Below are 18,634 nucleotides of genomic sequence, written 5' to 3' on the forward strand. Positions count from 1 at the left end.
CAATGACGAATTACTTATTTACTATGAAAAAATTATTATTACTCACATTAGTAACCTCTCTACTCTTCGGATTAGGGGCTTGTAAAAAGAAGATTACGGAGTTTTATATTTCTGATAAATCTCAGGTTGTGGTTCAATCAAACGCTGTTATCAATATTCCTTTCAGCATCAGCACCCCAAATATGGAAACGAATTATGAAGGTGAATTTGAAGCAAACGATACGCGTAAAGAGAACATAGACGAGTTAAAACTAACTCAACTTAAATTAGAAATTACCGATCCTACAGATTACACTTTTAGCTGGCTAGAATCGATCGAAATTTTTATCGAAAGTGATAATCTTCCAGAAAAACGCGTAGCCTTTAAAACTTATATATCCGACAATGTTGGAAAATCTATTGTGTGTGATGTTGAAGATGTAAACTTGGGAGAATACATTCAAGAAGATGCATTTAAACTAAGATTAAACACTGTTACAGACGAATATTTTACCGAGGATGTCTATATAGACTTGTCGACAGAATTTTTCGTGAAAGCTAAAATATTTAAAAACTAATTGGAAGATCCTAGTCTTGACATCAGTGTTGTAATTGTTAATTACAACGTAGAGTATTTTTTAGAGCAGTGCTTAAATTCTGCCTTCAAATCACTTGAAAAAGTGAGTGGAGAAATTTTCGTTGTGGACAACAATTCTATAGATGGTTCTGTAGAAATGGTGCGCAAGAAATTCCCTGAAGCCATCGTTATAGCCAACAAAGACAACGTTGGTTTCTCCAAAGCCAACAACCAAGCCATGCGTATTGCCAAAGGTAAATATGTATTGCTCTTAAATCCTGATACGGTAGTAGAGGAAGACACCTTTGAAAAGTGTGTCAACTTTATGAATGACCATCCGGATGCTGGTGGACTAGGGGTTAGAATGATAGACGGAAAAGGAAAATTCCTTCCAGAGTCAAAAAGAGGTTTGCCAACCCCTGCTGTAGCTTTCTATAAAATATTTGGTATTTCTAAACTCTTCCCTAAGTCAAAGAAATTTGGCCAGTACCATTTGGGATATTTAGACGAATTTGAAACCAATGAGGTAGAGATACTCAGTGGAGCCTTCATGTTAATGTCTAATGAAGCCTTAAGAAAAGTAGGTTTATTGGATGAAACCTTCTTTATGTATGGAGAAGATATAGATTTGAGCTATAGGATCATTCAAGGTGGATTCAAGAACTATTATTTTCCCAAAACACAAATCATACACTACAAGGGAGAAAGCACTAAGAAAAGTAGCATTAACTATGTTTTTGTATTCTACAGGGCCATGGTGATTTTTGCTGAAAAACATTTCAGTCAGAAGAATGCGAAAGTATTTTCTTTCCTAATAAATCTTGCCATTTACTTCAGAGCTGGTTTGGCTTTGACTTCAAGATTTATAAAACATGCTTTTTTACCCCTTACAGATTTAACCTTCATAATAACAGGTTTAGTTCTACTTACTAATTACTGGAGTAAGGCAAATATTGAGTTTCCGAGTGGTGTCTTAAAATACGCTCTACCGGCATACGGCATTACATGGTTACTCAGTAATTTCTTTCAAGGAGGTTACGACAAACCCGTTAAACTAAAAAAGTTTTTAACAGGGTCCTTAATAGGAACCGCCATCATACTTATGGTGTATGCCCTGTTGCCAAAAGATTATCAATTCTCAAGGCTTTATATCCTTATCGGCACCTTGTGGGTAATGTTCTTCTACATTGTCTCTAGAATTTTCTTGCATTTCTCTGTAGGAAAGAGTTTTGATCTTTTCGGGAACAAAAACAAGAAGTTCGCCATTGTAGGATCTACACAGGAGAGTGAGAGAGTGGCAAATATTCTTGCACAAACCAATCAAAAAATTGATAAAGTTCTTTTCGTTGGTAATGGTGATAAAAAGGAAGATGGACAAGTTGGTGTGGTTGGACAGTTGGATCAAATTGTACACATAGAAAAGGTAGATGAAATTATTTTTTGTGCCAAAGACAACTCTGCAGAAAGCATCATCAATTGGATGTCGACCATAGATGGAACAAACCTTGACTTTAAAATTGCACAACCCGATAGCATGTACCTTATTGGTTCTAATAGTGTAGACACCTCGGGAGATTTGTATGTAATGGACATCAATGCCATTGTAAGCAACAGCAACAAAAGAAACAAGAGAATTTTCGATTTTATTGGAGGATGTCTTTTACTCGTCCTCTCGCCTATTTTGGTTTGGTTCTATACCAACAAAGCCAACTTCATATCGAATATCTTCTCCTTGATCGTTGGACTTAAATCTTTCGTTGGATATAGCAGCTCTGCCAAAGAAACCAATGCTTCCTTACCGAAAATCAAACACGGTATACTAAGTCCCGAAGATGCACAAAATGTTAATTCAAAAGGGGGACTTGTTAATATCCCCGTTTTTAAGTTAAATTTAATCTACGCAAGGGATTATACATTGAGTAAGGATATCAAAATTTTAGTTCATTCATGGCGACAACTGGACAGATAAACTAGTTACAAATCTTGATGAATCGGAAATTTAGGTTATTTTTGCACTCGAAAACAAGACAAATCTATTCAAACATAATATGGCGCAGGTTGAAATTCGTCTTCCTAAAATGGGAGAAAGTGTTACAGAAGCCACGATAACTAACTGGTTGAAAGAAGTTGGTGATACAGTGGAAATGGATGAACCTCTAGTAGAGGTGGCTACAGACAAAGTAGACAACGAATTACCATCAGAAGCAGAAGGAACTTTGATCGAAATCAGATTCGAGAAAGACCAAGTTGCACAAGTAGGAGATGTAATTGCCATCATTTCTACAGATGGTGAAGCGGCTCCAGCAAAAGAAACGCCAGCAAAAGAAGAAGCTCCAAAAGCAGCAGCAGAAGTTATGGACCAAGTGGTTCAAGCCGTAGAAACTGCAAACGGTGGAGATTTGGATAAAAACGGACCTAGCGGTAAATTCTACTCACCATTAGTAAGATCTATAGCTTCAACAGAAGGTATTTCAATGGCTGAATTAGAAACGATTACAGGTACTGGTTTAGCTGGAAGAGTTACTAAAAAAGACATTTTATCATACATCGAAGATAAAGCAGCAGGAAAAGTAGCAGCTCCACAAGCGGCGGCTCCGGCTCCAGCAGCAGCTCCAGTTGCACCATCTGCTCCAGCAGCAGCGGCTCCAGCACAAGGAGGTATGTTAGCAAATATTAAACCTGCAGCGGTTCCGCCAATGGCAGGTGATGAGATTATTGAGATGGACAGAATGAGAAAATTGATTTCTGACCACATGGTAATGTCTAAGCACGTTTCTCCTCACGTTACTTCTTTCGTAGAAGCAGATGTAACTAACATTTGGAACTGGAGAAACAAGGTTAAAAATGACTTCAAGAAAAGAGAAGGTGAAAACATTACCTTTACTCCTATTTTCATGGAGGCTGTTGTTAAGGCCATTAAAGATTTCCCTATGATCAACGTTGCGGTTGACGGAAACAAAATTGTTAAGCGTAAAGACATCAACTTAGGAATGGCAACAGCTCTTCCAACAGGTAACTTAATTGTTCCTGTAATCAAGCAAGCGGATAGATTTAACTTAACAGGTTTAACAAAGGCCGTTAACGAATTAGCTGTTAACGCAAGAGATAACAAATTGAAACCTGAGGATATTCAAGGAGGTACGTACACGGTAACAAACGTGGGTACTTTTGGAAACGTGATGGGAACACCTATCATCAACCAACCTCAAGTAGCGATCTTGGCGTTAGGTGCAATTAGAAAAGTACCTGCAGTTATCGAAACTCCAGAAGGAGATTTCATCGGAATTCGTTACAAAATGTTCTTATCTCACTCTTACGACCACAGAGTTGTAGACGGTGCTTTAGGAGGAATGTTCGTGAAGCGAGTTGCTGATTACCTTGAAAGTTTCGACGTTAATCGAGAATTCTAACAGATTCAAAAAATATAGTGAATCCCATCGTTTCTACGATGGGATTTTTTTTATTTTTGTTAGTATGACCCGTATAATAATAGCACTACTTACCTTGCTAAGTTTCAATACTTTTAGTCAATACAACTGGAAGGATTTGGAAACTATTATTGAAAAAAGTAATACCAAAACTCTACTTAGTCATAACTACAAATTGTTAGAACAAGGTATTTATTTTCAAGCTTCCCTAATCAGTGCTAAATTGCTTGAAAAGGACAGTAGCTCCTATAACAACAATTTCAGGCACGGATTTGCGCTTTTAAACATGAGCTCAAATTACAACCAAGCCCTTCCTTACTTAAAATATGCAGCCGATAGTGTAGTTGAAAATTTCGACTTTTACAATTATCGAGAAAAAGCAGCTCCCATAGATGCTTATTACCAATTGGCTAGATGCTATCATCTAAAAGGTGACATTGCCAATGCTAGAAAATACTACAAACTCTTCATCAGTAAAGAAAAGGTGAATACACCTGCCTACAAAACGGCAGAGTTGAATTTAATTCAATGCGACAATGCTGAGGATGCAAGGTTATATAAATCACGCGTTCATTTAGAAGGATTAGGTTCGAATGTGAACACGAAATACCCTGAATATGCCAGCATTATTTCTTACGATGGTCGTACCTTGTATTTTACTACCCGTAGATTGCGAAAGGATGAGTCGAATGCTCAAGAGTTAGACCCTATTTCTGGTGAATATTTAGAAGATGTTTATGTTTCTCACAAACAAATAGACGGTTCTTGGAGCGAGGCTGAATTGATGAACTTTTCACGTGTAAACCAAAATGAGGCTACCGTAGCCTTGAGCTTAAACAAAAAAACGATTTACCTCTACGATGATGCTCAAGGTAATGGAGATTTGTACTACGCCCCTATTGGCGCTAACAATCCTTTTGCGCGCATCAAAGCTTTAGACATCCCACATATAAATTCAGAAGCATGGGAACCTCATATCGCCTTTACTGGGGATGGAAACGTGGCTTACTTCTCTTCTAATCGTCCGGGTGGATTTGGTGGTAGAGATATTTATAGAATTGTGAAATACGGAAATGGTCAATGGTCAGAACCTATTAATATGGGGCCAGAAATTAATACAGAATGGGATGAGGACTCACCTTTCATTTCTGTAGATGGAAAAACCATGTATTTTGCGAGCAATGGTGTAAAATCTATAGGTGGTTTTGACATTTTCTTAACGGTTGTAGACGAAGATAACCAATGGTCTGCCCCTATCAATTTAGGTTCACCTATCAACTCTACGGGAGATGATTTATACTACACCACTACCGTAGATGGTAAAGTAGCCTATATTACCTCTTACCGCCCTGAGGGACAAGGTGAAAAGGATATTTACAGAATTATCTATGATAACTACATCCCGAACAACAACCTTTTTGTTAACGGAAACCTAAAAACCTTAGATGAAAAACCAAACCCTGAAGGTGTACTCATTACCTTACAGTGTTTCGATTGTGGTTCTGACTTCACCATTCAAGACATGAAGAGCACCTACATCGAAGGGAAATATTTAGTAGAACTTCAACCCGATAAGGAATATGATGTGATTTTTGTGGATACCAAAACGGGAGATATAAAAAAGCAATCCATCATTACCGAAAATACCTCAGAATTAAAAGATGGAGAAAAGGTTGGTATTTTATTAGACCCAGAAGAGCTTGAAATCGTTCAGCAAAAACTTTCACCTAATTTAGTGCGATTAAGTTTAGTTTCGGGCAACGACTACCCTCTTCCCGATAAAATCTTTGTAAACATTAGTTGTGTAGATTGCGAAGATAATGTGAACGAAAACAAGACTCTAAACAAGAAAAATCAGTGTCTAATCGTTCAGGAAGTCGGCAAAACATACACCTATACTTTCACAGATGAAAAGGGTAAAGAGTTATTAAAAGAAGAAAGAACTTGTGTACAGGATATAACCAAAATTTCTGATGATCAGTACATTTTCACCTACACGAAAACAGTTCCTAAATTCTTTAAAAACAAAAACAACTTTGTTGCAGGTATACAATTATCGGGTATTGAAAAAGACAGCACTTATTACAATCAAAAAATTGAAGTAGAAGTGCAATGTTTAGATTGTCAAGACAAAACACCTATTGAACTCCTTTTGGATGAAAATAACAGAACAAAACTGCAATTAACGCCTGGAAAAACGTATGCCTATACCTTCACGGCTGAAAATGGGGATGTTTTACTCAAAGAACAAAAGACACTTCCTATCATGATAGATTTTGGGAAGGGATACTTACAGGTTTTCTTCTACAATACTCAAGAAGAGCAAACACAGCAAAATTCTACTTTTGTGACAGAAAACACTTCAACTTACGAAAGCTATTGTGGACTCTATTTCAATCACAATTACTACTACAACAACAACGGGCTCGACCAAAACAACTCTGAACTCGCTACGTTTATAGACAGTATAAAAGCGCAATTAGACAAAGGAAGATCAAATATTGAAATAAAAATTAACGCTTCTGCCTCTTACGTTCCTACGAGAACCTATAGAAACAACACCAACTTGGCACAAGTAAGAGCCGAAAAAGTGAAGGCATATTTAAGCACAGAATTGAGATCTTATCTTTCAGAAAATCGCGTCAATATCATAATTGAATCGGCAAAAGTACAAGGTCCAAAATACGACCGTTCTCAACTTAGAAACTTAGAGAAATACGCACCATATCAATTTGTGAGTATAGAAGCTCAAGGGGTTAATTGCAGTACGGTTACACAGTATGAATCTATAGATAAAAAGCTTCAGGAGTTAAATGTGGTACTTAAACCTTTGGCCGTGAAAAAAGAAACAAAGGTAAATCTACCAAAGAGTAACTTGACTTATCACGTTATTGTTTACACCTACAATGATAGAATCTTTGCAGAGGAAGTAATTCAGTCTAACACGTATAAAAACAACAGTCAAGCACAAATTGTAGAAGACGAAAGCGGAAACTTTTTAATCAGCATTGCGAATTTCAAAACGGAGCAAGAGGCGAAAAACTTTATAGCCAATTACAAGTATCAAGACAAGACCAACGCGTATATCTATAAGAAAAAATAAGCCAAACTTTTTAGTTCTTCTCCGGGAGACACTTGGAAAAATTCCTAATTTTGTAAAGGGTATGAAAGTAATCGTACCCTTTTTTATTGAATTATGAATTTGAACTTAGAGCGACCACTCGCAATATTTGATTTAGAAACTACGGGAACCAACGTAACCAAAGATAGAATTGTAGAAATATCTATCCTTAAAGTTGAACCGAATGGTGAAGAAACAAGCTTTACCAGACGTGTAAACCCTGAAATGGATATCCCAAAGGAAACCAGTGAAATTCACGGTATCTATCAAGCAGATATTGAAAATGAGAAGACCTTTAAAGAATTAGCCAAAGAAGTTGCAGAATTCATTGGTAATGCTGATTTGGCTGGGTTTAATTCAAATAAATTCGATATTCCTGTACTCATGGAAGAGTTTTTACGTGCTGATTACAATTTCGATATGCACGACAGACGCTTTGTTGACGTTCAAAATATCTTCCATAAAATGGAACAACGCACCTTGGTTGCAGCTTACAAATTTTATTGTGAAAAAGACTTAACGAATGCTCACAGCGCAGAGGCAGATGTAATCGCTACTTACGAGGTTTTAAAAGCCCAAGTAGCGCGTTACGACGAGTTGGAAAACGATATTAATTTCTTGTCTACCTTCTCAAAGCAAGGAAACAATGAAGTAATCGATTTTGCAGGAAGAATTGCTAAAAACAAGCAAGGAGAAATTATCTACAACTTCGGAAAGCACAAAAACAAAACTGTAGAGTTCGTTGCCAACAACGAACCTGGTTATTACGGTTGGTTTTTAAATTCAGACTTCCCTTTATACACCAAAAGAGTGTTGAAGGAAGAAATGGATCGCATCAAAAAGAACAGAGAAGAACAAAAAGAAATCAACAAGCAAAAAGAAGAGCAACGCTTAAATGCGAAGCTTGATGCACTGAAGAATAAATTCGGAAAATAATACGGTATGAAAATCATTTGCATAGGAAGAAATTACGCCAAACACGCCAAGGAGATGAACTCTCCCCTACCTACAGAACCAGTATTTTTTATGAAACCGGATACGGCTATTCTTCCAAAGAATAACCCTTTCTTCATCCCAGATTTTACAAAAGATCTTCACTACGAAGGAGAATTGGTAATCAAAATAAAAAAGCTGGGTAAAAATATAGCCGAACGCTATGCACATGAATATTACGATGAAATTGGTTTTGGTATAGACTTTACAGCACGTGATTTACAGCAAAAATGTAAAGAAAATGGTTTGCCATGGGAAATTGCCAAAAGCTTTGAACACAGCGCTCCTATTGGTCCGAAATTCTTAAATAAAAAAGATTTAGACATGGATAACCTCGAATTTAAACTGTTGAAAAATGGCGAGGAAGTGCAACATGGAAATATCAACGATATGATCTTTTCTATTGACAAAATCATTGCTTACTTGTCGCAATTCATGACCTTAAAAATCGGAGATTTAATTTTTACAGGAACACCAGAAGGTGTTGGTCCGGTTAACATTGGAGATACCCTAGAAGGATATATTGGTGAAGAAAAATTATTGAATTTACGCATTAAGTAAGTTCCATTAAGGATACAAAAAAAGCGAAGAGTTTATCTTCGCTTTTTTTTGTTCTGTATCTTTTATCCTTCATTCAATAGGAAGGAATAATCTTTCAATATTTTGGATTGACTCAAGTAATAATTACTTGGGTGATAAATAAAGAAACAACTTCCCCCCTTGATGGTATTGATTACTGGTTCAGCCATATCCGTTGGCACGGCAGGACATCCATAACTTCTTCCCAACATACCGTTGCGTTCTAAAAAAGATGGATTTGCATATTTAGCGCCGTGCATCACTACTCCTCTACTTCTTGCCTTAGAATTTGTGCGTTCCAAACCTTCCAATCGCAAGGCTAAATCAAATTTACCCGCATAGGTATTAGCGGTTAAGTAAAACCCAAGACTACTCATGTGACTTCCTGTACTGTTAGAAAACTTTCTAGCGTATTCCCCTCCAGAATTGCGACCATGTGCACAATAGGTATTGTACAAAATTGTATCGCTTTCCATATCTATCACATACATGCGCTTTGCTGAAGACGATAAAGAAAAATCAACTACCGTTAAGTATTTGCTTTCTTGTAATTCTCCTTCTAAAAGTAATTTGGTATAACCGCGGTAGGCCAATTCGAATGCTTCAAAATTTAGATTGGTATCCTCTAAACATTGGTAACGTTCTAAAGCTGTTTCTTTCCAACGTTCCGCTAAAGTTAATGATGTAGAATCTGATTTGTCTGTTTTCTCTCCCTCTTCTGCTCTCACATTTGCATGGGCAACAAGTACCAAACACAAAACGAGTATCCATTTAAAATAGCTGTCTTTTCTCTCCACAGCGAGCGAAAATAGATAAAATCTCAGTACCTTTGCTGACTTTTAAGGAATTTTAGGAAGCAAGATAAAAAACTATCTTGCCTTCCTAACTTTCTTGATAAGAGAAGATTGCAACAATTACAAGGGCTGTATTAGTCAAATAGATTGGAAAGCAAAATTTTGAATGAACAACTACATGTTCGCAGATTACAAATAGAAAGACACATGAAGCACCAAACGGAAATAGAAAAAAGACGAACTTTTGGTATTATTTCTCACCCCGATGCCGGTAAAACAACCTTAACAGAAAAACTTTTACTTTTTGGTGGGGCCATTCAAACTGCAGGGGCGGTTAAAAACAACAAGATCAAGAAAACGGCTACGTCCGACTTCATGGAAATAGAGAAGCAAAGAGGTATCTCGGTTGCGACCTCTGTAATGGCTTTTAAATACAACGGTAAACAAATCAACATACTTGATACACCTGGTCACAAAGACTTCGCGGAAGATACTTACCGTACACTTACTGCAGTAGATAGCGTTATTCTTGTAATAGACTGTGCCAACGGTGTAGAGGCGCAGACAGAGAAATTGATGGAAGTATGTAGAATGCGAAATACACCAGTTATCGTTTTCATCAATAAAATGGACCGTGAGGGTAAAGATCCTTTCGATTTATTGGATGAAATTGAAAGCAAACTAAATATTAAAGTTAGACCATTGGCATGGCCTATAGGTATGGGTGATAGATTCAAAGGTGTGTATAACATCTATGATGAAAACTTAAACCTTTTCTCTGCCAACAAAACAAAAATTTCTGACGAAGTTGTTTCTTTCGATGATTTAAATAATCCAGAATTGGATGAATTAATTGGCGAAGAACCTGCAGAAGAATTGCGTTCTGAGCTTGACTTAATTAATGGAGTGTACGATGATTTTGATCCTGAGACTTACCTTTCAGGAGAAGTTGCTCCTGTTTTCTTTGGTTCAGCAGTAAATAACTTCGGGGTTAAAGAATTATTAGATGCCTTTGTTAGAATCTCTCCATCGCCAAGAGGTCGTGAAACAGACGTTAAGAAAGTAGAGCCTAATGATAACAAGTTCTCTGGTTTCGTATTTAAAATTCACGCCAACTTAGATCCTAAGCACAGAGATAGAATTGCCTTTTTACGTATCGTTTCAGGAAAATTTGAACGAAATACTTTTTACCAACACATACGTTTAGGAAAGAAATTGAAATTCCCTAACCCTACTTCATTCATGGCTCAGGATAAATCTGTTGTAGATGAAGCCTTCCCTGGAGATGTAGTTGGTTTATATGACTCTGGTAACTTTAAGATTGGTGATACATTAACGGAAGGAGAAGTAATGAACTTTGTTGGAATACCATCTTTCGCTCCAGAAATCTTCCAAGAATTACAAAACTTAGACCCGATGAAGTCTAAACAATTGGATAAAGGTATTAAGCAGTTAATGGATGAAGGAGTAGCACAGTTATTCATTCAACAACCCGGTAACAGAAAGATTGTGGGTACAGTAGGACAACTTCAGTTTGACGTTATCTTGCACCGTTTAACCCATGAGTACGGAGCGAAATGTTCCTTCACTCCTAAAAATTACCACACCGCTTGTTGGATAACCTCTGATGATGAAGCTAAATTAAAAGACTTCATGCGTGCTAAAACAGGTAACATTGCAGAAGATAAAGATGGAAACTTAGTTTTCTTAGCCGAAACGCCTTTCTTGTTGCAAATGGCAGAGAGAGACTATCCAGATATTACCTTCCACAAAACATCAGAATTTAAAGTGAAAGCATAACAATATTAACGGTCAACTTTTTAGAGTTGACCGTTTTTTTTAGTTAAAAACATTTCATCCCTACTTATCAACAAATCATCATTATTTAAGAAAAGCATCTCTCCATCTACCAGATATTGAGTAATATTGCAAAGGATTTAACCTCCATTTTTCTACTAAGACCTCAAAAAAACAGCTAACATTTTGCTATGCACTACTAATGTGCACATTAAAGGCGCGTATTAAATTATTTGAGATGCTTAAGAAGATCATTCACCTATTAAAATGGCCATTAGGTTTATACCTTGCTGGATGTTTTTTTGCATTTATCGCACAAGAGAAGTTATTGTTTCATCCCAAAAAAGATGCAGAACAATACATCTACGATTTCCCCAATGCATACAAGGAAGTTTGGATAGAACAAGCCGATGGTATCTTAACACATGCCTTACACTTTAAAGTAGACCAACCTAAAGGAATAATTTTCTATTTACATGGCAATGCAGGTTCTTTGTCTTCCTGGGGAGCTGAGGCCATTCAATATCTAAACCTTGGCTACGACGTTTTTATGCCCGACTATAGAGGGTTTGGTAAAAGTAAGGGGAACATCAATAGTCAAGAACAATTGTTTAACGACAACCAAACCGCCTACAATTGGGTGAAGAATAGGTATGCAGAAAATGAAATTACTGTTATGGGGTACTCCATAGGTACGGCTATGGCAGCACACATTGCTTCAACTAATTCACCGCAACAGCTGGTACTGCATGCACCTTACTACAACATGGCAACCTTGAGCAAGGAAAAAACTGTGATATTCCCAGAGTTTTTGGTGAAATATCCTTTCACCACGAATAAGTTTTTACAAAATTGTAAAATTCCCGTGCACATTTTTCATGGTACAGCTAATAAAGTCATTCCATTTAGTCACACACAAAAATTACAAAATGAAGGACACCAAAACCTTCATACGTATCCCTTGATCAATCAGGGACATATTGGAATTAGCAAGAACCCTGAATATTTAAAAATCGTGAAGGAAAAGGTGCTGTAACTGTTAAAAAAGCGAAATCCTTTTTACTATTCTGTAAGATACTTCCTTATCCCAACACTGTGCGTAAGAATACCCCTTATTGTGCTTAATTTTCTTTGTATTATCGCCAAAAATTCAGAAATGACATTTACACAATACTTAGAAAAATTAAAAAATCATCCTACAGAGGTGAGTTTTGAGGAAACAATAGCGCTTATTGATTCAAACTACAACTTCACACCTAATGCATTTACGAATGGTACGTTAGAAAATGAAGTCGGACAAAACAATGGTTCTTGTAAAATCTTTGCTTTTGGAAAATTAAACAACTTAACTAAAGATGAAACTTTAGCATGTTTTGGAAAATTCTATTTCGAAGAAGTATTGAATGATCCTGAGGGAACGGGGCACCAAAACATTAGAAACTTCATGCTTCACGGTTGGGAAGGTATTCGCTTTAAAGGCGAAGCTTTAACTGCTATGTAAACACCTATTTTATGGGAGTGCATAGCTATTGAATTCTATATCAAGCACTCCCTTACAATTAAATTTCCGTTTATTAAAAAATCCATTTAAATTGCCGACGCGTATACATTTTAGTTCTCAAATTATATTATGCATATTAAAACGGCAATCACCCTTTTTGTGCTCTGTTTTTCTACGCACCTACTGGCAAATTATGTAGTGTGTTTAAATCAAGAGCAAATCGATGAAGCAATGACTTTATTGAAATATCAACAAGATATTTATTATTCCCAGCAAGCTACACAAATAGAAGAGTACGAACGCATAGCCATAGATACTTTTTACAGTATAGAAAGCGAAGAATGCAAGGCAATCTATCTTGAAGGTGTATATACCTCTGGAAATAGAAAACATCAACGCTTTGAACAAGAGTTAGATTTAGCCTACACATGGATACAAAAAGATGAAATAGGTGTTAATCTAGCTTTTCAAATCCATATACCTGTTGTATATGCACCTGTAGATCCATTTTATTGGAAAAATTTAAAACCCTTGTATAAAGATGCTGGCAGGTCGCAATACAAAGAAGCGTATGCCTTGGTAGATAGTATTCGTCTTCAATTGGGCCTCTCAAGTAACTTCAATATTTATAATAGTTCAGGACAAAAGGTTGTTCCGGATAGCGTCAACTACGATTTCAATCTTTCCCGTTCAGAACTTGTTATTCATCAATATTTTGGAGAACAAGAAGAGAAACGTTTTATCGTTAATCTAAAACAGTGTTTTGATATTTCCTTTAAAGAATTTGGTGGACAGAAATCTCTTTACATACATGGGGCAAACTACAAGCAGTTTTATAAAAACAACGATCAAGTATCTTCTCTCCCCTTTTTGTACTTACGTGTAAATATAAATTCTAAGGTGGATACCGAAATAATTAAACAATTCGAACGACTTATAGATTTACTACAGCACTATCATTTTTAAGCATAAAAAAAGGGCATTCAATGAATGCCCTTTTTAATTATTATGTTTCTTACTCTTCCTCTTGTGAAGCTTCAGTTGCTGTTTCTTCAACTGGTGCTGTTAAACCAGCTTTGTGCAATAGGTTATACCACTGAAACAATTTTTTGATGTCAGATGGATAAACTCTTTCCTTATCGTAATCAGGTAAAACTTCTTCTAAAAAGCTTTCTAATTTAGACAAAGACTCCTTGTGAGATAACACTTGCTCATCAGCAACTTTTTCTCTGAACTTGATGTAAACCTCTTTTAAAGGAACATCTTCTTCGTACGTGTAAATAGAAATATCCTCTAATGCTGAAATTCTATCTGTTGCGTAAGCTGGAATTCTTTTGTTGTCGTTTAAAGCTTCTACGATAATGTTGTTCTTACCTTGTCCTACTACTTTAAAAAGTCCTGGACGACCTGATATTGATATTACTCCTTTGAGATTCATATTAAAGTTTGTTCAAATTTTTAAGGATTCAAAAATAATAAGTTAATGCCATATTAACTATTCTCGAATAACTTTAATTGTATACGTTTTATTGTTTAAAACTATCTTACAAAGGTAAAGTCCCGTAGCTAATTCCGATAAATCTATTTCAGATTTACCCAAAATCCCACTTTCAAAACCTGCTACCTTAGCACCTGTTATATTGGTAATTACACCTGAAAAGTCCTCTTGTTGAAAGTGCTCAATCGTAACCTTTCCTTGTGTAGGATTAGGATAAACCTTAAACATACTTTCCACTTCATCTTGAACTCCTAAATAGTAACGAATACTATCAGAATAAGCCCAACACCCATCATTACTCAAAGTACCCATGATGTAGGTACCATCAGTATTTATAACTAAAGTCTGGTTGGTTTCGCCCGTTAAAGGACTTCCGTTCATAAACCATTGGTAATTATTTGCAGCAGTAGAGGTTAACACATTACCATTTAAAGTAATTGAAGGTGTAGCAGGCATGGTTCCCACTGTTAAACTTATTGTATCACTCAAACCTTCACAACCACGCTCATCCATCACGTAGGTAGCCCAAACACTATCTTCTTGCTGGGTAACCGTTAAGGTTACATTCGTTGAGTTATCATACCACTCCACACTTATAGGATTTCCATCAGGATAAACCAATGCGATTCCATCACAGACCACTGTATCGCCCAATAATTCCGCTTCGAAATAAGTACTCGCTGTTGCATCCAAGGCATTTACAATTCCATATCCAAATCCATTGTTGGGCAATGCCCCCATAAAGCTTTCTTCTCTGGCTGTATTCTGAATGGCAGCAATAAATTCTTCTGAAGATAAACGGTTACATTTCTCCAACATCAAAGCTCCAATTCCCGCTACAGTTGGAGAAGCCATAGAAGTACCTCCGTTTCTTGCATGGTAACCTCCACTATCCAAAAGAGGATAATAGCTCACGTTGTTTCTCAACCACTCCGGTGCTGCTCCTAATGTAACATTACCCGTAGCCGAAATATTTGGTTTAATAACATCTAACCTTGAAGGTCCTTTACTTGAAGTCGAAGACAACTCACCGGGATATGCTCCCGCCCCTGCATTATAGGTATTGTAATTTCTATCTATGTGATGGGTTCTACACAGTGTATTTGCAACAGAAACTATCTTCTCTGAACAATTCCATGATGAAACGATGGATTGTTGCGCATCTGGTAAAACGTAATTCGCTATCGCCGGCATTACCGCAGTTGAAGGTATATTTTCAACGATGGTACTCAACCCAAAACTCGCAGTACTCCATAAATCGTATTGACCAGATCCTTTGGTCATAAATCTAAAATTATAAGTTGTAGAGTCTACTTGATTAAAGTAACCTTGAATATGAAAAGCTCCCCCTACTATCTCTGTATAAGTTATAATCGTTGCTATTCTGTCACCATTTGCATTATAAATGGTATCGTTTTTAGGTGTTCCTACATTTACCAATGCTTGTCTAAAATTAGTACCCCCGGCATAAGTAAAATTATTTGGTCTATCCGCACCGTAGGCATAACTATAGGTTGCATCCGCGGTATCTGACCACAAGTCAAATAACACCGTGTTCGCTCCTCCTGCCCCATTAGGATTGGCTTTTAACCATATAAATGAAGTATCTGATGTTGGGAAATTTCTAACGTGATAATTTCCTAATGCTCCTGAGTTACCAGCAGCTCCAACAATCAATCTACCTCTTTTGGCATCTAACAATTGTTCCATCATCTCCGAAGCAGGATCATTTCCATCATGCGATCCTATGTAAGAACCTACACTTAAATTCACCACTGCCGGTCTTCCCAAAGAATCTGCAACTCTGAAAACATAATCACAAGCATCTGCCACAGTCAAAGTCCAGTTTGGCAAAGAAAAATTGGTTTCTATAAAAATAATTTTTGTGTCAGGAGCCATCCCCATATTAGAGCCATTTGCTTTACCATTTCCACAACCTATTCCGGTTACAGTAGTTCCGTGAGCCGAACTTTCTTCTGTGTAAGGACAGGTTCCATCATTGATGCTGGCACTATCACAAACCTGACCGTAGCCATAAGCTGCAGGAGTATTTGGTCCTGTTCCCGCTCCTTGGTCCCAATAGCGAATAACCCTGTTATTTCCATTGTCATCTATAAAATCAGGGTGCGTAAAATCCAAACCTTGATCAACAAAACCTATGATAACTCCTTCTCCTGTATATCCCGTAGGTAAAGGACTCACTCCTTGATGGACTTGATCAACAAACAACAAAGCTCGAGCTGTATCATCTAGGGCTGTAGGATTAGAAAATTCTAAATAAAAATCACTCAATTTACCTGAATTGTACCCCTCATTAATAAGGTTGGGGGTGGCACTACACAAAATATAATCTTTGGTAATACTTTTAATCAAAACACCTTCTCGGTGTAGATAGTTCAAGTTGTTATAAGTATAAGGAACAGAAAAAGGAATAATCTCTTGTCCGTATTTTGCCATTACCTTGTCCCAATTGAATTTAGGAGATTGTCCGTATGCAATGCCTGCTATCAAAACAAAACAGAACATAAGGATTTTTTGCGCGTGTACCATTTATAGTATATTTTAACCTTAGAACGTAAATTTAAAGTAAAAGGTGTAAAAAAAGGGGTGAGATTAAAATAAAAATGGAATATTTGTAACTCGAAAATTATCATATAAAAACTATGAAAAGAAGATTTTTAAAAATAATCTTACCGGCATTGGCAGTAACGTACTTTAGTTCTGCTTACGCACAGTTGAATGAAAAACCTTCAACAGAAGAAATCAAGAACTGGTATAACGGTGAAGCAGGAATGAATACAGAGGCTGCTTACAAAAAAATGAAGAAAAAAGAATCTTCAGAAGTTGTAGTAGCTGTAATTGATAGTGGTATAGATATAGACCACGAAGACTTACAGGGTCAAATCTGGGTAAACGCAGATGAGATTCCAGGAAACGGAATTGATGATGACAACAACGGTTACATCGATGATATTCACGGATGGAACTTCTTAGGGAACGCAGATGGTACTAACCAAAACGAAACACGACTAGAGTTAACAAGACTTTACGCGCAATTGAACCCACGTTTTGCAAGTGTTACTGAAGCTGAAGTTTCTGCAGCAGAAATGGATGACTACAAACTTTACTTAGAAGTTAAAGCTGAATACGAAGCTACAAAGCAAAGATATGAAGCCATAGTAGCTAGATATAACACGTTAGCAAATGAAGTAATTCCTGCAGCTATGGCAGCAGCTGAAGAAGCTTTAGGAGCTGATTACACTTTAGAGCAATTACAAAATTGGGAGCCAACTACAGAAGATGGTAACCAACACAAAAGCATCGCTTTAGAAGTGAAACAAGGAAACTTATCGGCTGAAATGTTAATGGGAGCTGTAGAAAGTCTTCAAGGAAGGTTACATGCAAACTACAACGCGTACTACGATGATAGATCTATCATAGGTGATAATCCTTACGACATTTTAGACGTAAACTACGGTAACAACGACGTTGAAGGTCCTGACGCATTACACGGTACACACGTAGGTGGTATTATTGGTGCTGTTCGTGGAAACGGTAAAGGTGGTGACGGAGTTGCTGAGAATGTTAAATTGATGTCATTAAGAGCTGTTCCTAACGGAGATGAGCACGATAAAGATATCGCTTTAGCCATTCGTTATGCAGTAGATAACGGAGCACAAATCATCAACGGATCTTTTGGTAAGAACTACTCGCCAAACGGTAAGTGGGTTTACGATGCAATCAAATATGCAGAATCTAAAGGTGTATTATTTGTACACGCTGCAGGAAACGATCACAAAGATGTAGACGTAGAACCAAACTACCCTACTTCTTACTACCCTTTCCAAACAGAAGAGTTTTCTTTATACTTAACTATTGGTGCTAGTTCTCGTTACTTGGCAACAGAGGTAGTTGACAGTATTACAGTTCCTTCTCAGTTGGCTGCAAGTTTCTCTAACTACGGACAAACACGTGTAGACGTTTTCGCTCCAGGTTTAGAAATTTACAACACAGTACAAGGAGATACTACTTACTTAGCAATTCAAGGTACTTCTATGGCATCTCCTATGGTTGCCGGAGCAGCTGCTTTCTTAAAGAGCTACTTCCCTGAATTGAATATGTTACAAATCAAGAACATCTTGTTAGAGACTGCTAAAACTTACGAGAATTTAGAAGTTGTTAAGCCAGGTGCTTCAATGAGAGATTTGAACAACATTGAAACGATTGCTTTCTCTAAGTTATCTGTAACTGGTGGAACAATAGATTTATTAGCTGCTACAGAAGCTGCTCAAAAATTATCGAAAGAATTAGCAAAGAAGAATAAGAAAAAATAATTTCTTTCTACTTTCTTTTAAATACTTGAAGGG

Annotated in this window: 14 protein-coding genes; 11 read left to right on the plus strand and 3 right to left on the minus strand. The window is 36.9% G+C overall.

All coding sequences use genetic code 11. The features are described 5' to 3' along the window. Nucleotides 1–23: 23 nt before the first annotated feature. The 6 genes from BM327_RS04155 to BM327_RS04180 all read left to right on the plus strand — a co-directional run bounded on the left by BM327_RS04155 (nucleotide 24) and on the right by BM327_RS04180 (nucleotide 8,659). The gene (locus BM327_RS04155) at nucleotides 24–557 is read left to right on the plus strand and encodes a hypothetical protein (protein ID WP_139230242.1); all 534 of its coding nucleotides are present in this window, start codon (nucleotides 24–26) and stop codon (nucleotides 555–557) included. Continuing rightward, on the plus strand, nucleotides 558–2,525 hold the full coding sequence (locus BM327_RS04160; protein WP_090246656.1) for a glycosyltransferase family 2 protein: 1,968 nt from the start codon (nucleotides 558–560) through the stop codon (nucleotides 2,523–2,525). Between the two features lie 79 nt (nucleotides 2,526–2,604). Continuing rightward, entirely contained in the window at nucleotides 2,605–3,966 is a 1,362-nt protein-coding gene (locus BM327_RS04165; RefSeq protein ID WP_090246658.1) for a dihydrolipoamide acetyltransferase family protein, read from the plus strand. Nucleotides 3,967–4,030: 64 nt separating this feature from the next. Further along, nucleotides 4,031–7,087, plus strand: a complete 3,057-nt coding sequence (locus tag BM327_RS04170; RefSeq protein WP_090246661.1) for a PD40 domain-containing protein — start codon at nucleotides 4,031–4,033, stop codon at nucleotides 7,085–7,087. A 93-nt stretch (nucleotides 7,088–7,180) separates the two neighbouring features. Continuing rightward, nucleotides 7,181–8,041: a 3'-5' exonuclease gene (locus BM327_RS04175; RefSeq protein ID WP_090246664.1), complete on the plus strand. Its 861-nt coding sequence runs from the start codon at nucleotides 7,181–7,183 to the stop codon at nucleotides 8,039–8,041. 6 nt (nucleotides 8,042–8,047) lie between these two features. Beyond that, a complete protein-coding gene (locus BM327_RS04180) occupies nucleotides 8,048–8,659 on the plus strand; it encodes a fumarylacetoacetate hydrolase family protein (RefSeq protein ID WP_090246667.1) in 612 nt (203 codons plus the stop codon). Between the two features lie 62 nt (nucleotides 8,660–8,721). Here BM327_RS04180 and BM327_RS04185 read toward each other — a convergent pair whose 3' ends face one another. Continuing rightward, nucleotides 8,722–9,474 (minus strand): murein L,D-transpeptidase catalytic domain family protein, encoded by a 753-nt coding sequence (locus tag BM327_RS04185; protein WP_170853666.1) that lies wholly within the window; start codon nucleotides 9,472–9,474, stop codon nucleotides 8,722–8,724. A gap of 204 nt (nucleotides 9,475–9,678) precedes the next feature. Here BM327_RS04185 and BM327_RS04190 point away from each other — a divergent pair, with 204 nt between their 5' ends. The 4 genes from BM327_RS04190 (at nucleotide 9,679) to BM327_RS04205 (ending at nucleotide 13,735) form a co-directional block, all read left to right on the plus strand. Next, nucleotides 9,679–11,271 carry a peptide chain release factor 3 gene (locus tag BM327_RS04190; RefSeq protein ID WP_090247611.1) on the plus strand — a complete coding sequence of 531 codons (1,593 nt, stop codon included), beginning with the start codon at nucleotides 9,679–9,681 and terminating at the stop codon, nucleotides 11,269–11,271. 235 nt (nucleotides 11,272–11,506) lie between these two features. Beyond that, entirely contained in the window at nucleotides 11,507–12,304 is a 798-nt protein-coding gene (locus tag BM327_RS04195; RefSeq protein ID WP_170853667.1) for an alpha/beta hydrolase, read from the plus strand. A 120-nt stretch (nucleotides 12,305–12,424) separates the two neighbouring features. Continuing rightward, a complete protein-coding gene (locus BM327_RS04200) occupies nucleotides 12,425–12,769 on the plus strand; it encodes a HopJ type III effector protein (protein ID WP_090246680.1) in 345 nt (114 codons plus the stop codon). A gap of 129 nt (nucleotides 12,770–12,898) precedes the next feature. Beyond that, nucleotides 12,899–13,735 (plus strand): hypothetical protein, encoded by an 837-nt coding sequence (locus tag BM327_RS04205; protein WP_090246683.1) that lies wholly within the window; start codon nucleotides 12,899–12,901, stop codon nucleotides 13,733–13,735. Nucleotides 13,736–13,784: 49 nt separating this feature from the next. Here the strand turns inward: BM327_RS04205 and BM327_RS04210 are convergent, their stop codons facing one another. Both BM327_RS04210 and BM327_RS04215 read right to left on the minus strand, forming a co-directional pair. Beyond that, nucleotides 13,785–14,207, minus strand: coding sequence for a DUF5606 family protein (locus tag BM327_RS04210; RefSeq protein ID WP_090246686.1), 423 nt, complete (start codon nucleotides 14,205–14,207; stop codon nucleotides 13,785–13,787). A 57-nt stretch (nucleotides 14,208–14,264) separates the two neighbouring features. Beyond that, complete coding sequence (locus BM327_RS04215; RefSeq protein WP_090246688.1) at nucleotides 14,265–16,817, minus strand: S8/S53 family peptidase; 2,553 nt, start codon at nucleotides 16,815–16,817, stop codon at nucleotides 14,265–14,267. A 113-nt stretch (nucleotides 16,818–16,930) separates the two neighbouring features. Between BM327_RS04215 and BM327_RS04220 the strand changes: the two genes are divergently transcribed. Next, the gene (locus BM327_RS04220) at nucleotides 16,931–18,601 is read left to right on the plus strand and encodes a S8 family peptidase (RefSeq protein WP_090246691.1); all 1,671 of its coding nucleotides are present in this window, start codon (nucleotides 16,931–16,933) and stop codon (nucleotides 18,599–18,601) included. Nucleotides 18,602–18,634 lie beyond the last annotated feature (33 nt).

The sequence above is a fragment of the Lishizhenia tianjinensis genome (assembly GCF_900116425.1).
In the GTDB taxonomy this organism is placed as follows: Bacteria; Bacteroidota; Bacteroidia; order Flavobacteriales_D; family Crocinitomicaceae; genus Lishizhenia; species Lishizhenia tianjinensis.

Excerpts from the sequence above, each read along its gene's own strand:
- BM327_RS04195 (WP_170853667.1), top strand. The coding sequence starts at position 11,507 with ATGCTTAAGAAGATCATTCACCTATTAAAATGGCCATTAGGTTTATAC.
- BM327_RS04180 (WP_090246667.1), top strand. The coding sequence starts at position 8,048 with ATGAAAATCATTTGCATAGGAAGAAATTACGCCAAACACGCCAAGGAG.
- BM327_RS04155 (WP_139230242.1), top strand. The coding sequence starts at position 24 with ATGAAAAAATTATTATTACTCACATTAGTAACCTCTCTACTCTTCGGA.
- BM327_RS04210 (WP_090246686.1), bottom strand. The coding sequence starts at position 14,207 with ATGAATCTCAAAGGAGTAATATCAATATCAGGTCGTCCAGGACTTTTT.
- BM327_RS04215 (WP_090246688.1), bottom strand. The coding sequence starts at position 16,817 with ATGGTACACGCGCAAAAAATCCTTATGTTCTGTTTTGTTTTGATAGCA.
- BM327_RS04205 (WP_090246683.1), top strand. The coding sequence starts at position 12,899 with ATGCATATTAAAACGGCAATCACCCTTTTTGTGCTCTGTTTTTCTACG.
- BM327_RS04220 (WP_090246691.1), top strand. The coding sequence starts at position 16,931 with ATGAAAAGAAGATTTTTAAAAATAATCTTACCGGCATTGGCAGTAACG.
- BM327_RS04190 (WP_090247611.1), top strand. The coding sequence starts at position 9,679 with ATGAAGCACCAAACGGAAATAGAAAAAAGACGAACTTTTGGTATTATT.
- BM327_RS04165 (WP_090246658.1), top strand. The coding sequence starts at position 2,605 with ATGGCGCAGGTTGAAATTCGTCTTCCTAAAATGGGAGAAAGTGTTACA.
- BM327_RS04170 (WP_090246661.1), top strand. The coding sequence starts at position 4,031 with ATGACCCGTATAATAATAGCACTACTTACCTTGCTAAGTTTCAATACT.
- BM327_RS04175 (WP_090246664.1), top strand. The coding sequence starts at position 7,181 with ATGAATTTGAACTTAGAGCGACCACTCGCAATATTTGATTTAGAAACT.
- BM327_RS04200 (WP_090246680.1), top strand. The coding sequence starts at position 12,425 with ATGACATTTACACAATACTTAGAAAAATTAAAAAATCATCCTACAGAG.